Genomic DNA, 14,477 nt, shown 5'->3' with positions numbered 1-14,477 from the left:
TCTAGCAAATAAGACATCTCTCCGACCCGAAAGCCGGAAGCTGACATCAATTTCCAAAGGAATCCCAACCCGATCCGAAGATCAAGGCCGGGGTATAAAATTGGCATTGAACATAGTGCACGCTGTTGAGTTCTCAAGAATCGGACACATCCCGCCTCCACACCAGAACGGTGCTTCACAACGAAAGTGATCGAAGATGTTGTTGCTTGCGTCATACGCGTCTTCTCGGTAGACTAGGAGAAGTTTCTTTCTCCCTGTCGCCGTGGCAACTTGTATAACTTAGCACATCCGCAGGCCGTGTCAAATCCGGCTTCTTCGCGATGTCGTCACGCTCGTAGGCGCTCCGACGTTGCTCGGTTCAGGACCTGAGTCCTGCGCCGGGCGGCGAAGTTGCTGGATCCGAGGGATCCTGCGAAGGCTTTACATCCGTGCGGCAGACCTGCTCCGAAAAGCCGTCTTGCCGAGTGGATGGTCCCGATTGAGGCCGGGACGTAGGAGCTGCTGCTCTTTCCGTTTCCCTGCGGCCTTTGTGGCGACTCGGAATAAGTTACGCAGCGATCGGGGTGCTGTCAAACGACGGGCCGAAATCGCACATCCCGGGCGTGTCGGGATCGGGGGTCCTCCCCGTCGGCGCCCGGTTCCGCGGGCGGATCCGGGCTCCGAGCCGGCTGCACCGGACCGAGGCGGGCACCCGCGCGCGGGATCCGACTCCACCGAGTGGAAGGACCCTTCCTGGAAACGACGAGGAGCGCGCGGCCCGGATCGCTCCGGTACCGCGCGCTCCTCGAGGGGATGCCGGGACTACGCCCCGATGCCGACCGCCTCGGGGGAGACGTCCGCACCGGGAGCCGAGGGCTCGAGCGCCTCGGCGACGCGCTGCGAGAGCGACGAGTCGACGTTCGCCCAGTACTGGAGCACGCGCTGCCGCAGCTCCGGACGGGTGACCTTCGACACGTGGCCGGCGATGTTCGCGACCAGGCGGGCGCGCGCGTCGTCGTCGAGGACCTCGCGGTAGAGCGTCCCCGCCTGACCGAAGTCGTCGTCCTCCCGGTGGAGGGTCGCCGCGGCGCGCGTCAGCTCGCCGTCGGTCTCCCAGCCGGCCGACTCCGCCGCCCGGGCGGGATCGGCGTGGGCGCCGCCCATCGTGTTCGGCGCGTAGACGGGCACCTCGGACTTCTGGAAGTCGAACCGCATGGGGCCGTCCTTCGAGTACGAGTGCACCGGCGACTTCGGCGCGTTCACCGGCAGCTGCGCGTGGTTGGTCCCCACGCGGTAGCGGTGCGCGTCGGCGTAGCTGAAGATGCGCGCGAGGAGCATCTTGTCGGGGCTGGCCGCGATCCCGGGCACGAAGTTCGAGGGGGCGAACGCCGCCTGCTCGATCTGCGCGAAGTAGTTCTCGGGGTTCCGGTCGAGCGTCATGGTGCCGACCTCGATCAGCGGGTAGTCGGCGTGGGGCCAGACCTTGGTGAGGTCGAACGGGTTGAACCGGTAGCTCTTCGCGTCCTCGTACGGCATGACCTGCACGGACAGCGTCCACGAGGGGAAGTCGCCGCGGTCGATCGCGGAGGACAGGTCGCGGATGTGGAAGTCCGCGTCCTCACCGGCGATCTGGTCGGCCTGCTCCTGGCTCAGGATCTCGACGCCCTGGTCGGTCTTGAAGTGGTACTTGACCCAGAAGCGCTCGCCGGCGGCGTTGATCCACTGGTAGGTGTGCGAGCCGAAGCCGTCCATGTGCCGCCACGAGGAGGGGAGGCCGCGGTCGCCCATGAGCCACGTGACCTGGTGGGCCGACTCGGGCGAGAGGGTCCAGAAGTCCCACTGCATGTCGTGGTCGCGCAGATGGCTGCCGGGCAGGCGCTTCTGCGAGCGGATGAAGTCGGGGAACTTGATGCCGTCGCGGATGAAGAAGACGGGGGTGTTGTTGCCGACGAGGTCGTAGTTGCCCTCGCTCGTGTAGAACTTCAGCGCGAAGCCGCGGGGGTCGCGCCAGGTGTCGGGCGAGCCCTGCTCGCCGGCGACCGTGGAGAACCGCGCGAGCATCTCGGTCTCGACTCCGGGCTGGAAGAGCGCGGCACGCGTGTAGGCGCTGACGTCGGCGGTGGTGGTGAAGCGTCCGAAGGCTCCGCCGCCCTTGGCGTGGACGACCCGCTCCGGGATGCGCTCACGGTTGAACTGGGCCAGCTTCTCGACGAGGTAGTGGTCGTGGAGCGCGAGGGGTCCGTCGGCTCCGACGCTCAGCGAGTGGTCGTCACTCGCGACCGGTGCTCCGGAGTTCGTGGTGGTGAATCGTTCCTCGGTCATGTTCCTCCTGTCGGCGAGGGGCACGGAGCCCGCCGCTGCGGTGTAGCGGATGTCGGTCAGTGGGCCAGGGCCAGGCAGTCGGGGCAGGTGCCCCAGAACGTGACGTCGGCGGTGTCCACGGCGAAGCCGCTCGCGGTCTGCGGATGCAGGCACGGCGCCTCCCCGACGACGCAGTCGACGTCGGCCACGGCCCCGCAGCGCCGGCACACCACGTGGTGGTGGTTGTCGCCGACCCGCAGCTCGAACCGGCGGGGGTGGCCCTCCGGCTCGATGCGGCGGACGATCCCGGCGTCGGTGAACGCCGAGAGCACTCCGTAGACCGCCTGGGCCGAAGCCTCGGGGAGGCCCTCGCGCACTCGGGCCAGGACCGCGTCCACCCCGGAGTGCGGGTGCTCCTCGAGAGCGAGGAGCACCGCGCGCCGGGTGGCGGTGACCTTGAGCCCGGAGGCTCGGAGCCGCTCGTCCACTGTCGTCATGCCGAGGACACTACCCGAGTTGTCTTGAGCGGATCAAAACAACGGGCGGCGTGGCGCGCTCGTCCGGGTGAACGGCCGGGAACGCTCCGGCGGCCACGCGGAGGCTCCGATCAGGCGACCGGACCCTCGACCAGCACGACCTGGGCGGAGCGGGCGGCGCCCGCGGAGTCGGTCCACGAGATCGTCACCGACTCCCCGGGCTCGCGCTGCGCGAGCGAGGCGGACAGCTGATCGGCCGAGGCGACGGCGACCCCGTCGACCGCGGTGACGACGTCCCCCGCCTCGAGGCCCGCCTGCGCGGCCGGCCCGCCCTCGACGACTCCGCCGATCACGGCGCCGGACGCGGTGGTCGCGAGCGCGCGCGAGGTCGGCGACGCGGTGCCGGAGGAGAGGGAGACGCCGAGGAAGGCCGGATAGCCGATCTCGACGGTGGCCGTGTCGGCGCCCGCCTCGATGGTGGCCACGATGTCCAGGGCCTTCGAGATCGGGATCGCGAAGCCGGTGATGTCGGCCGTCCCGCTGGAGGCGGCGGTGTCCATCCCCACGACGCGGCCGGCGGAGTCGACGAGCGGGCCGCCGGAGTCGCCGGAGACGATGTCGGCGTCGGTCTGGATCAGCCCGGTCAGCGTCTCGGCGGAGATCCCCGACTCGGAGCGGGTGGTGATCTGCTGATCGAGACCCGTGACCGTGCCGGTGGCGGCGACCAGGTCGCCCGTCCCTCCCGCGTTGCCGACGGCGGTCACGGTGTCGCCCACAGCGACCCCGTCCGTGTCGAGCGAGGCGGGGGTGAGGCCGGAGGCGTCCTCCAGCTGCAGGACGGCGACGTCGTTCGTCGCGTCGGTGCCGACGACGCGGGCGGTGTAGCTGCGGCCCGTCGACTCCACCGTGACCGAGATCGCGGTGGCGCCCTCGACGACGTGGTTGTTGGTGAGGATCATGCCGTCGGAGGTGAGGATCATGCCGGTGCCGGCCGAGCGGGCGCCCTGGTAGGTGAGCTCGGAGGTGATCGTGACGACGCCGGCGGTCTGCGCGGTGCTCGCGGCCACGGCGTCGGTCGCGCCGGGGGCCGGCTCGGAGGCGGAGGAGCCGCCCTGCGTCGAGCCGTACGGGGAGGAGCCGCCCTGCGTCGAGCCGCCTTGCGTCGATCCGCCCCAGGAGGGGACGATCACGTACCCGCCGCCGAAGGATCCGCGCGAGCCGCCGGGGTAGGCGATCGTGGCGGCGCCGGCCGAGGCCGAGGAGGCCGCCTCGGTGCGGCCGGCGGTGGCGACTCCGCCTGCTGTCGCTCCGATCAGCACGGCGAGGCCGAGGCCGCCGGCGATCAGCGCCCGACGACGACGACGACGGTCGTCCGCGCGCAGCGCGCGCACCTCGTCGGCGCCCGTCGCCTCGGTGGTGGCGGGCTGGTCGGTGAGCTCTCGCTCGTCGGATTCGTGTCGCTCGTTCATGGTGTCGTCCTCGTGCCGGGGCCGCCCCTGACGGCGACCGGTTCCCATTCCACGCCCGGCCTCCCGGCGCCGCCTGGACGATGCTTATGCGGTTCCTATGAGCGCTCGCCCCTCTGAATGGTTGTAGCTTCAACCAAAAGCGGGTAGCGTCTCCGCCGTGACCACCTCCTCCCCCGACCTGCTCGCTCCCGACACCGCGATGGGCGCGGTGACCCTCCGCGTCGCCGACCTCGACGGGATGATCGCCTACTACCGCGACGCCGTGACGCTCGAGCTGCTCTCGCACGACGGACCGGTCGCGGTGCTCGGCCGCGGCGGAGTGCCGGCCGTGATCCTCCAGCACGCGCCCGAGCTGGTGCACGCCTCGCCGCGCAGCGCCGGCCTCTTCCACACGGCGATCCTCTTCGAATCGGAGGCGGCGCTCGCCGCGGCCGTGTACAGCGTCGCGACCCGGCACCCCGGCTCGTTCACCGGCAGCTCCGACCACCTGGTCAGCAAGGCCTTCTACTTCGACGACCCCGAGCACAACGGCGTCGAGCTCTACTGGGACCGCGACCGCACGCAGTGGTCGTGGACGCACGGGCGGATCGAGATGAGCACGCTCTTCCTCGACCCGAACGCGTTCCTGCAGGAGCACCTCACCGAGGAGTCGATCGCGCAGCCGCGCCTCGGCGGCGCCTCCGTCGGCCACGTGCACCTGAGCGTGGGCGACGTCGCCACCGCGAAGGAGTTCTACGTCGACCGGCTCGGCTTCGAGACGACGATCGCGTACGGCGGGCAGGCGCTCTTCGTCTCGGCGGGCGGCTACCACCACCACATGGCGATGAACACCTGGAACTCGGCGGGCGCCGGACGCCGGCAGCAGGCCCTCGGCCTCGGACAGGTCGAGATCGTGGTGCCCGGCGCCGACGACCTCGGCGCGCTCGGCGAGCGGCTGGCCCGCTCCGGAGTCGCCACCCGCGACGACGGCCGCACCCTCGCCTTCGAGGACCCCTGGGCGAACGCGATCCGCGTCACGACCTCCTGAGCGCCGCCGACCGCGGGGACCCCCGCGGGTACGATGGTCGCGCGGAAGACCGCACTCCCCCGAGACTCCGGAGAACACGGTGCCCACGATCGTCGTTGAAGTCATGCCCAAGGCCGAGCTGCTCGACCCGCAGGGGAAGGCCGTCGCCGGCGCGCTCGCGCGGCTGGGCCACTCCGCCCTCCACGGCGTGCGGGTGGGCAAGCGCTTCGAGATCACCGTCGACGAGGTGACCGACGAGGTGCGCGCCTCAGTGCAGCGCATCGCCGACGAGATGCTCTCGAACTCGGTGATCGAGGACGTCGTCGGGATCCACTACCCGGCGGAGGCCGCCCGATGAGGATCGGCGTCATCACCTTCCCCGGCTCGCTCGACGACCGCGACGCCCAGCGCGCCGTCCGGTTCGCGGGTGCGGAGCCGGTCGCGCTGTGGCACGGCGACCACGACCTCGACGGCGTCGACGCGATCGTCCTGCCCGGCGGCTTCTCCTACGGCGACTACCTGCGCTGCGGCGCCATCGCCTCCCACTCCCCGATCATGCGCGAGGTCGTCGACGCGGCGAACGCCGGGACCCCGGTCCTCGGCATCTGCAACGGCTTCCAGATGCTCACCGAGGCGCACCTGCTGCCCGGCGGCCTGATCGCGAACGACATCGGATCCTTCGTCTGCCGCGACCAGCGCCTGATGGTCGCGAGCACCGAGACCGCCTGGACGAACGGCTTCGAGCCCGGCCAGGAGATCACGATCCCGCTGAAGAACGGCGAGGGCGGCTACATCGCCTCGGCCGACACGCTGCTCGAGCTCGAGGCGGAGGGACGCGTCGTCGTCCGCTACCTCGGCCACAACCCGAACGGCTCCATGAACGACATCGCCGGCATCAGCAACCGCCGCGGCAATGTGGTGGGGCTCATGCCGCACCCGGAGCACGCCGTCGAGGAGGGCTTCGGGCCCGACACGGCCGCCGCGATGCGCTCGGGCGTGGACGGGCTGACGTTCTTCACGTCGGCGCTGAAGTCGCTGCTCGCCTCCGCCTGACGCATCCGGTCCGGGCGGCTCCGCCCGCCCGCGACGCACGAGACCCCCGGTTCCGGCCGGGGGTCTCGTGCGTGATGGGCGATGTTCGCGGCGCCGCTCAGGGCCCGGTCAGGACCTCGGGCTCCGGGGTCATCGAGATGGTGGGGATCGAGGCGGTGATCACGGTGCCGTCGGAGCGGCGGGTGCCCTCGATGTCGGACGTGGTCGGCGCGCCGTGCAGGCGGCGGCCCTGGTGCGTGAGCGGGACGCGCACGGGGCTGCCGGCGGCGACGTGCACGCGCTCGTCGCGGACGGTGATCGCGGCGGAGTCGCCGGTCTCGACCGTCAGCAGGACCTCGGTCTGCGTCACCTCGACGCGCACGCGCGTGCCGTGGAGGGTGATGCGGAAGGCGAGGCGGTCCCAGTCGTCGGGCAGGCGCGGGTCGAGCGTGATCCGCCCGCCGTGGTCGCGCATCCCGCCGAAGCCGTAGACGAGGGCGCTCCAGACGCCGCCCGTCGAGGCGACGTGGATGCCGTCCGCGGTGTTGCGGTGCAGGTCGGCGAGGTCGACGAACAGCGCGGACAGGAAGTAGTGGCGGGCCAGGTCGCTGTAGCCGACCTCGGCGGCGATGATCGACTGCACGACGGCCGACAGGGTCGAGTCGCCGGTGGTCAGCGCGTCGTAGTACTCGAAGTCGGCGCGCTTCTGCTCGGCGGTGAACTCGTTGCCCTGCAGCAGCAGCGCGAGAACGACGTCGGCCTGCTTGAGCACCTGGAAGCGGTAGATCACCAGCGGGTGGAAGTGCAGCAGCAGCGGGCGCTTGCTCGCGGGGGTGTTCTCGAGGTCCCACAGCTCCTTCTCGAGGAAGGCCGCGTCCTGCGGGTGGATGCCCGCCCGCGCGTCGAAGGGGATGTGCATCTTCTCGGCGGCGCGCGCCCACTCGAGCACCTCGCCCTCGTCGAGAGCGAGGCGGTCGGCCATCCGCTCGTACGCAGCGGGCTCGACGGCCTTCAGCAGCTCGACGGCGCGGGCGGCCGAGCGGAGGTTCGCCCGGGCCATGACGTTCGTGTACAGGTTGTCGTTGACGACGGTCGTGTACTCGTCCGGCCCCGTCACTCCGTGGATGTGGAAGTGGTCGTCGCCGTTGCTGCGCCAGAAGCCCAGATCGGCCCACATCCGCGCGGTCTCGACGAGGATGTCGATCGCTCCGCGGGCGAGGAAGTCGTCGTCGCCGGTGGCGCCCACGTACTGCATGAGCGCGTAGGAGATGTCGGCGTCGATGTGGTACTGCGCGGTGCCGGCGGCGTAGTAGGCCGACGACTCCTGCCCGTTGATGGTGCGCCAGGGGAACAGCGCGCCGCGCTGGTTGAGCTCGGAGGCGCGCGAGCGGGCCGCCTCGAGCATGTTCTGCCGGAAGCGCAGGGCGTTCCGGGCGACGAGGGGCGCCGTGTAGCTGAGGAACGGGAGGACGTAGACCTCGGTGTCCCAGAAGTAGTGGCCGCCGTAGCCGGAGCCCGAGACGCCCTTGGCCGCGACTCCGCCGCCGTCGGTGCGGGCGGTGGACTGGGCGAGCTGGAAGAGGTTCCAGCGGGTGGCCTGCTGGATCGCGGGCTGGCCGTCCAGCTGCACGTCGGAGCGGGTCCAGAAGTCGTCGAGCCACTCGCGCTGCTTGACGAACTGCTCCTCGACCGGCGTCTCGCGGGCGCGGTCGAGCGTGCGGTCGCAGCGGTCGGCGAGCTCGCGCACGGGCACGCCGCGGGAGGTGTGGTAGGTCAGCGTCTTGACCAGGCGGACCGGCCGGCCGGCCTTGGCCTTCACGCGGTAGACGTGCTTGGCGAGGTCGTCGTCGATCTGGGAGGTCTGGTCCCACTCGTTCTCGGTCTCGAGCTGGTGCTCGGCGCCGCAGGCGACGGTCATCTGGGAGTTGGTGGTGCGGTAGCCGAGGAGGTAGCGGGTGCCGCTGACGCGCTTGAGGCGCGGCTGGAGCACGCGGTCCTCGAACGACTCCGCCTTGCGCGGGTCGAAGCCGGCCCCCTCGCTGCCGGAGGGGGCGTGGTACTCGTCGACGCCGTCCTGGCGGTTGAGGATCTGGCTCGAGATCAGCACGGACGCGTCGTGGTCGAGCATCTCGACCTCGTAGTCGAGGATCGCGAGGTGCCGGTCGGTGAAGGAGACCAGGCGGCGCGAGCGGATCAGGACGCGCTTGCCGGAGGGGGTGCGCCACTCCAGCTCGCGGGTGAGCACACCGTTCGCGAAGTCGAGGCGGCGCGAGTAGGCGAGGACGTCGGCCTCGCTCAGCACGAAGGGCTCGTCGTCGACGTAGAGGCGGATGATCTTGGCGTCCGGCACGTTGACGATGGTCTGGCCGACGCGGGCGAAGCCGAACGCCTCCTCCGCGTGGCGGATGGGCCAGGTCTCGTGGAACCCGTTGATGAAGGTGCCGTAGGCGTAGCCGTCGCGCCCCTCCTCCACGTTGCCGCGGAGGCCGAGGTAGCCGTTGCCGGTGGCGAAGAGCGTCTCGGTGCGGCCCTGCAGCTCGGAGGCGAACTCGGTCTCGACGAGGGCCCACTCGTCGATCGGGAAGCGGTTCCGGTCGAGCGGGTCGGAGGTGATGGGGTTCATGCGGCGTCCTCGGGGGCGGGAGCGGTGGGGAGGAAGGGGAGCAGCTCGGCCAGGTCGTCCACGACCAGGTCGGCGCCGTGCTCGAGCAGGGTGTCGGCCCCGACTCCGCGGTCGACGCCGACGACGAGGCCGAAGCCGCCCGCGCGGCCTGCCGCGACTCCGGAGTGCGCGTCCTCGAGGACGGCGCACTCGGCGGCCGGGAGGCCGAGGAGCTCGGCCGCGTAGAGGTAGGTGTCGGGCGCGGGCTTGCCGGCGATCGAGCGCTCGGCGGCGAGGAGCCCGTCCACGACGACCTCGAAGCGGTCGCGGAGGCCGGCCGCCTCGAGCACCGGCACGCCGTTGCGGGAGGAGGTGACGACGGCGACCTGCACGCCCGCGGCGATCGCGGCGTCGACGAAGCGGAGCGAGCCCGGGTAGGGAGCGACGCCGGTCTCGGCGAGGGTGCGGTTGAAGGCGTCGTTCTTGCGGTTGCCGAGCCCGCAGACGGTCTCGAGCGACGGGTCGTCCTCGGGCGCGCCCTCGGGGAGGGTGATGCCGCGCGAGGCGAGGAGCGCCCGGACGCCGTCGTACCGCGGGCGTCCGTCGATGTACCGGAAGTAGTCGGCGTCGGTGTAGCCCTCGGCGATCCCGCGCGAGGAGAGGTACTCCGTGAACAGCCGCGACCAGGCCTGCATGTGGACGTCGGCGGTCGGCGTGAGCACGCCGTCGAGGTCGAACAGGAGCGCGCGGACGCCGCGGAGGGCGGAGGCGTCGGGGCGCGTCGGGGATGCAGTCACGGCGGGGAGGACCTCTGATCGGGGGCAGGCGTTCGGCGGTTCCGCCGATGACGGTCGTCCGCCGCGGACTGCAGGTATCGTATACGCCCCCCGGCCGCCGTGTGGAACCGTTTACACGTCCGTCATCTGCGCGCCGCCGGGGGCGTCGATCCGCTCGGGGGCGAGGCGGTGCCGCCCGAGGGGGAGCATCAGCGGGGTGCCCGAGGTCGGGTCGGTGATGATGCGGCTGTCGAGGCCGAACACGGCGAGCACCGTCTCCTCGGTGAGCACCGCGGCCGGGGTGCCGGAGGCGTGCACCGCGCCGTGCGCGATGGCCACGAGGTGGTCGGCGTAGCGGGCGGCCATGTTGAGGTCGTGCAGCACCATCACCACCGTCGTCCCGCGGGTGCGGTTGAGGTCGACGAGCAGGTCGAGCACCTCGATCTGGTGGCTGACGTCGAGGAAGGTGGTCGGCTCGTCCAGCAGCAGCACGTCGGTCTCCTGCGCGAGGGCCATCGCGATCCAGACGCGCTGGCGCTGCCCGCCGCTGAGCTCGTCGACGGAGCGGTCGGCCAGGGCGGCGGTGTCGGTCGCGTCGAGCGCGGTCGCGACGGCCTCGTCGTCGTGGGCGCTCCAGCGGCTCAGCATCCCCTGGTGCGGATGGCGGCCGCGGCCGACGAGATCCGCGACGGTGATGCCCTCCGGGGCGATCGGCGACTGCGGGAGGAGGCCGAGCGTGCGGGCGAGCTGCTTCGCCGGCGTCCGGTGCACGGCCCTGCCGTCGAGCAGCACGGCGCCGGAGCGGGGCGCGAGCAGGCGCGACATCGAGCGCAGGAGCGTCGACTTGCCGCAGGCGTTCGCTCCGACGATCGCGGTGATGCGGCCGGGCGGGACGACGAGGTCGAGGCCGTCGACGACGGTCCGGTCGCCGTAGCCGAGGGTGACCCCCTCGGCCGTCAGGGTGTGCGCGGTGGTCACAGTGAGCCTCCCGCTCTGTTGCTGCGGACGATGAGGTAGACGAGGTAGGGCGCCCCGAGGACGCCGGTGACCACTCCGACCGGGTAGCGCAGGCCCAGCCCGAACTGCCCGACGAAGTCGGCGACGAGCACGAGCAGCGCGCCGACGAGGGCCGAGGGGATGAGGAGCGACGCGCCGGGCCCGATCAGGCGGGCGGCGATCGGGCCGGAGAGGAAGGCCACGAACGCGATCGGGCCGGCGGCGGCCGTCGCGAAGGCGATCAGCCCGACCGCGGCGACGATCACGACGAGGCGAGTGGCGTTCACGCGGATGCCGAGCGCGGAGGCGGTGTCGTCGCCGAGCTGCGTGGCGGAGAGGTCGCGCGAGCGCGAGAGCAGGACGGGGGTGAGGACGACGACCGCGGCGAGGACCGGCACGACCTCGCTCCAGCTCGCGCCGTTGAGGCTCCCGGTGAGCCAGCGGGACGCCTCCTGCAGGTCCCACGCGGCGGCCTGCGAGAGCACGTAGGCGGTGAGGGAGTCGAGCATCGCGGCGACCCCGATGCCGATCAGGATCAGCCGGGTGCCGGCGACTCCGCTGCGGTAGGACAGGGCGTAGACGAGCAGGGCGACCACGAGTCCCGCGACGATCGCGAGGGCCGAGACCTGCGCCGCCCCGAGCGAGAGCGTCACGATCGCGAAGGCCGCGGCGGCGCTCGCCCCGGCGCTGATCCCGATGATGTCGGGGCTGGCGAGCGGGTTGCGGAGCATGGTCTGGAAGCTCACTCCGCCGAGCCCGAAGCACAGGCCCACCAGCAGGGCGAGGACGGCGCGCGGGAGGCGGAGGCGCCCGACGGTGAAGCTCGCCCCGGGGACCTGCTCGCCGAGGATCACGCGCAGCACCTCGTCGGGCGAGTAGACGGTCTGGCCGACCAGCAGGGAGACGGCGAGGACGGCCGCGATCAGGACAGCGAGCACGGCGACGACGATCCGGCGGCGGGCCCCGCGGCGGCGGCGGCCGGCCGCGACGGCGCGGGCGGTGGCGGAGGGCGCCTCGACCAGCGCGGTCACAGCTCGCGCACCTTCTGGCGGCGGACGATCGCGATGAACACCGGGGCGCCGACCAGCGCGGTGACGATGCCCACGTCGATCTCGCTCGGGCGCGCGACGACGCGGCCGACGATGTCCGCCGCGATCAGGAGCACGGCGCCGGTCACCGCCGAGAACGGCAGCAGCCAGCGGTGGTCCACGCCGACGAGGAGGCGGCAGGCGTGCGGGACGACCAGGCCGACGAAGCCGATGGGCCCCGTGACCGCGGTCGTCGCTCCGCAGAGCACGACCGCGCCCAGGGCGGCCCCGCCGCGCGCGAGGGCGACCCGCTCCCCCAGGCCCGCGGCGAGCTCGTCGCCGAGCGCGAGGGTGTTGAGGCTCTTGGCCGAGAGCACGCAGAGGACGAGGCCGGCCAGGAGGAAGGGGAGCACCTGCGCGATGCTCGCGGACGTGGCGCCGCCCACTCCGCCGATCTGCCAGGAGCGGATGCCGCCCGCGATGTCGGCGCGCGGCAGGACGATCGCGCTGATCACCGAGACCAGCGCGGCCGAGGTGGCGGCGCCGGCCAGGGCGAGCTTGAGCGGAGTCGCGCCGCCGCGCCCGAGCGACCCGACCGTGTAGACGAAGACCGCGGCGACCGCGGCCCCGCCGATCGCGACCCAGACGTAGGCGGCGGAGCTCGTCAGCCCGAAGAAGACGATGCCCGTCACGACCGCGAGCGAGGCTCCGGTGTTCACCCCGAGGATGCCGGGGTCGGCCAGCGGATTGCGGGTCACCCCCTGCATCAGCACGCCGGCGACGCCGAGGGCCGCCCCCGCGATCGCGGCGAGCACGGTGCGCGGGATGCGCTTGGCGACCGCGGCCTGCGCGAACCCGTCCGTGGACCCGCCGAACGCGGCGACCACGTCGCTCCATGCCACCTCCCGCGACCCCACCAGCACCGAGACCACGGCGGCGGCGAGCAGCACGGCCACGGCCGCGAGCAGCCAGAGGGCGCGCAGCCGCCTCGGGCGGCGCACGGCGGCGACGCCCGAGGCGGCGGAAGGAGCGGCGAGGGTCACGCGGGTCGGGTCCCGGCTCAGGCGGCCGGAGTGCTCTGCGCGGCCTTGGCGGCGGCCTCGTCGAGCAGGTCCAGGTAGTCGTCGAGGACCCACGAGATCGAGAGCGGCGTCGGGTTGGCGGCGGTGCCGAGCGGGGTGGAGGGCAGGCGCACGATGGCGTCGTCGGCGACCGCGGGGATCTGCGAGAGCAGCGGGTCGGCCTTGAGGGTGCTCACGAGCTCGTCGTCGCCGTAGGTGACGATCACGTCGACGTCGCTGAAGGCGTCGGCCTGCTCGGCGCTCTGCGTGAGCGAGAACTTGTCGGTCACGGCGGAGGCGGTGGCGATGCTGCCCGGGGTGGCCATGCCGAGGTCCTCGAAGAACGCGGGGCGGGTGTCGTGCGAGGTGTAGAAGCTGACCTGGCTGAGGTCCGTCGGGTCGACGTGGGTGAGGAACATCGCCGAGGTGCCGGCCAGCTGCGGGTGCGCGGCGACCTTCTCCTCGATCTCGCCCTCGAGCTCGGTGATCAGGGCGGCGCCCTCGTCGGCCCTGCCCATCGCCTCGCTGTTCAGCGTGATCATGTCGCGCCAGGAGGTGCCCCAGGCGGTCTCGGGGTAGGCGACGACGGGGGCGATCTCGCTCAGGGTGTCGTAGTCCTCCTGCGTGAGGCCGGAGTAGGCGGCGAGGATGACGTCCGGGTCGGTGTCCGAGACGGCCTCGAAGTCGATGCCGTCGGTCTCGTCGAAGAGGACGGGGGTCTCGGCGCCGAGCTCGTCGAGCTTCTCGCTCACCCAGGGGAGGAGCCCGTCGCCGTCGTCGTCGCCGAAGTTGGCGGCGGCCATGCCCACGGGGACGACACCCAGCGCGAGCGGGACCTCGTGGTTGGCCCAGTTGACGGTCGCCACGCGCTCGGGCGCCGACTCGATGGTGGTGGTGCCGAGAGCGTGCTCGATCGTGATCGGCGTGAAGCCGCTGTCGGCGGCGGCGTCGTCTCCGGCGGCCGAGCCGCTGCAGCCGGCGAGGCCGATCGTCAGCGCGGTGGCGGCGAGCAGGGCGAGGGGCGTGGTGGCGCGGGGCATGGGTCCCTTTCGAGAGGCTGTGCGGGAGGCGGCGCAGGGTCCGAGTGGACCGGCACTAAGGACAGCCTAACCAAAGAATGTGCGTGCTCTCAGCCCCGATTCCTCGCCTCCCGAGGTCGGAGGCGCCCGGAGGTGCCGCTCGCGGAGCCCGGAGACGGCCCTGCCACGGCCGCGGACGTCACGCCGTCGCGAGCCTCTCGACGGTGCGCAGGTTCCGGGTCGTCGTGGTGGAGCGGTAGGCGGATCGGGCGAGGATCCGTGCGACCGGCGTGTCCGTCGAGGAGCCGCGCGGGCAGCGCCAGTAGAGGACACCGGCGCCCCGGGCGACGAGCTCGACCGCCGGATCCGGCTCGCCGATCGCGGCCTGCGCGGCGTCGAGCGCCTCCTCGTCCGAGCCGAAGACGACGTACGGATGCGCCTCCTCGTCGATCCGCGGGAACGGGTAGGCGGTGAGCACCGCGGCGAGCGCCTCCTGCGTCACGAGCACGATCCAGGCGTCGTAGCCGAACCGCTCGGCGAGCGCCGCCTCGAGCGCGGGCTTCAGCTCGGCGGCCGGGCGATCGGAGTCGAAGGCCGCGTTGCCGCTCGCGAGGACCGTCCGCACCCGGTCCACGCCGATCCCGGCGACCGTCTCGGCGAGCTCGGCGCTGCGGACAGTGCGGCCGTTGACGTTCACTCCGCGGAGGAGGGCGAGGAACCGGGTCATGCGGC

13 protein-coding genes are annotated in these 14,477 nt (G+C 72.1%); 3 read left to right on the top strand and 10 right to left on the bottom strand.

The features are described 5' to 3' along the window. Positions 1-801 precede the first annotated feature (801 nt). The 3 genes from C5D66_RS13335 to C5D66_RS13325 form a co-directional block, all read right to left on the bottom strand. A complete protein-coding gene (locus tag C5D66_RS13335; protein WP_104255972.1) occupies positions 802-2,301 on the bottom strand; it encodes a catalase in 1,500 nt (499 codons plus the stop codon). 56 nt (positions 2,302-2,357) lie between these two features. Next, the gene (locus C5D66_RS13330) at positions 2,358-2,777 is read right to left on the bottom strand and encodes a Fur family transcriptional regulator (protein WP_104222735.1); all 420 of its coding nucleotides are present in this window, start codon (positions 2,775-2,777) and stop codon (positions 2,358-2,360) included. Between the two features lie 110 nt (positions 2,778-2,887). After that, positions 2,888-4,225, bottom strand: coding sequence for a S1C family serine protease (locus tag C5D66_RS13325; RefSeq protein WP_104255973.1), 1,338 nt, complete (start codon positions 4,223-4,225; stop codon positions 2,888-2,890). Positions 4,226-4,424: 199 nt separating this feature from the next. Between C5D66_RS13325 and C5D66_RS13320 the strand changes: the two genes are divergently transcribed. From C5D66_RS13320 to purQ, 3 genes are all read left to right on the top strand, one after another. Then, entirely contained in the window at positions 4,425-5,252 is an 828-nt protein-coding gene (locus C5D66_RS13320; RefSeq protein WP_104239376.1) for a VOC family protein, read from the top strand. Positions 5,253-5,331: 79 nt separating this feature from the next. Further along, positions 5,332-5,589: a phosphoribosylformylglycinamidine synthase subunit PurS gene (gene purS, locus C5D66_RS13315; RefSeq protein WP_104222736.1), complete on the top strand. Its 258-nt coding sequence runs from the start codon at positions 5,332-5,334 to the stop codon at positions 5,587-5,589. After that, the gene (gene purQ / locus C5D66_RS13310) at positions 5,586-6,284 is read left to right on the top strand and encodes a phosphoribosylformylglycinamidine synthase subunit PurQ (RefSeq protein ID WP_104222737.1); all 699 of its coding nucleotides are present in this window, start codon (positions 5,586-5,588) and stop codon (positions 6,282-6,284) included. The genes purS and purQ overlap by 4 nt, the downstream gene beginning before the upstream one ends. A 97-nt stretch (positions 6,285-6,381) precedes the next feature. Here purQ and C5D66_RS13305 read toward each other — a convergent pair whose 3' ends face one another. The 7 genes from C5D66_RS13305 to C5D66_RS13280 form a co-directional block, all read right to left on the bottom strand. After that, a complete protein-coding gene (locus C5D66_RS13305) occupies positions 6,382-8,886 on the bottom strand; it encodes a glycoside hydrolase family 65 protein (RefSeq protein WP_104255974.1) in 2,505 nt (834 codons plus the stop codon). After that, positions 8,883-9,662, bottom strand: a complete 780-nt coding sequence (locus C5D66_RS13300) for an HAD family phosphatase (protein ID WP_104222739.1) — start codon at positions 9,660-9,662, stop codon at positions 8,883-8,885. Before C5D66_RS13300 ends, C5D66_RS13305 begins: the two co-directional genes overlap by 4 nt. A 111-nt stretch (positions 9,663-9,773) precedes the next feature. Beyond that, positions 9,774-10,619, bottom strand: a complete 846-nt coding sequence (locus C5D66_RS13295; RefSeq protein WP_104222740.1) for an ABC transporter ATP-binding protein — start codon at positions 10,617-10,619, stop codon at positions 9,774-9,776. After that, positions 10,616-11,668, bottom strand: coding sequence for an iron chelate uptake ABC transporter family permease subunit (locus C5D66_RS17545; protein ID WP_244230540.1), 1,053 nt, complete (start codon positions 11,666-11,668; stop codon positions 10,616-10,618). The genes C5D66_RS13295 and C5D66_RS17545 overlap by 4 nt, the downstream gene beginning before the upstream one ends. Continuing rightward, a complete protein-coding gene (locus C5D66_RS17540) occupies positions 11,665-12,708 on the bottom strand; it encodes an iron ABC transporter permease (RefSeq protein ID WP_258061315.1) in 1,044 nt (347 codons plus the stop codon). Before C5D66_RS17540 ends, C5D66_RS17545 begins: the two co-directional genes overlap by 4 nt. Before the next feature lie 17 nt (positions 12,709-12,725). Beyond that, positions 12,726-13,766 (bottom strand): iron-siderophore ABC transporter substrate-binding protein, encoded by a 1,041-nt coding sequence (locus C5D66_RS13285; RefSeq protein ID WP_104255975.1) that lies wholly within the window; start codon positions 13,764-13,766, stop codon positions 12,726-12,728. A gap of 178 nt (positions 13,767-13,944) precedes the next feature. Further along, complete coding sequence (locus C5D66_RS13280; RefSeq protein WP_104255976.1) at positions 13,945-14,472, bottom strand: DUF1697 domain-containing protein; 528 nt, start codon at positions 14,470-14,472, stop codon at positions 13,945-13,947. Between the last annotated feature and the right edge of the window lie 5 nt (positions 14,473-14,477).

The sequence above is a fragment of the Rathayibacter sp. AY1B4 genome, from assembly GCF_002932815.1.
Lineage (GTDB): Bacteria > Actinomycetota > Actinomycetes > Actinomycetales > Microbacteriaceae > Rathayibacter.
The sequence above is the reverse complement of the archived record's forward strand: the minus strand, read 5'-3'. Positions and strand labels throughout refer to the sequence as shown.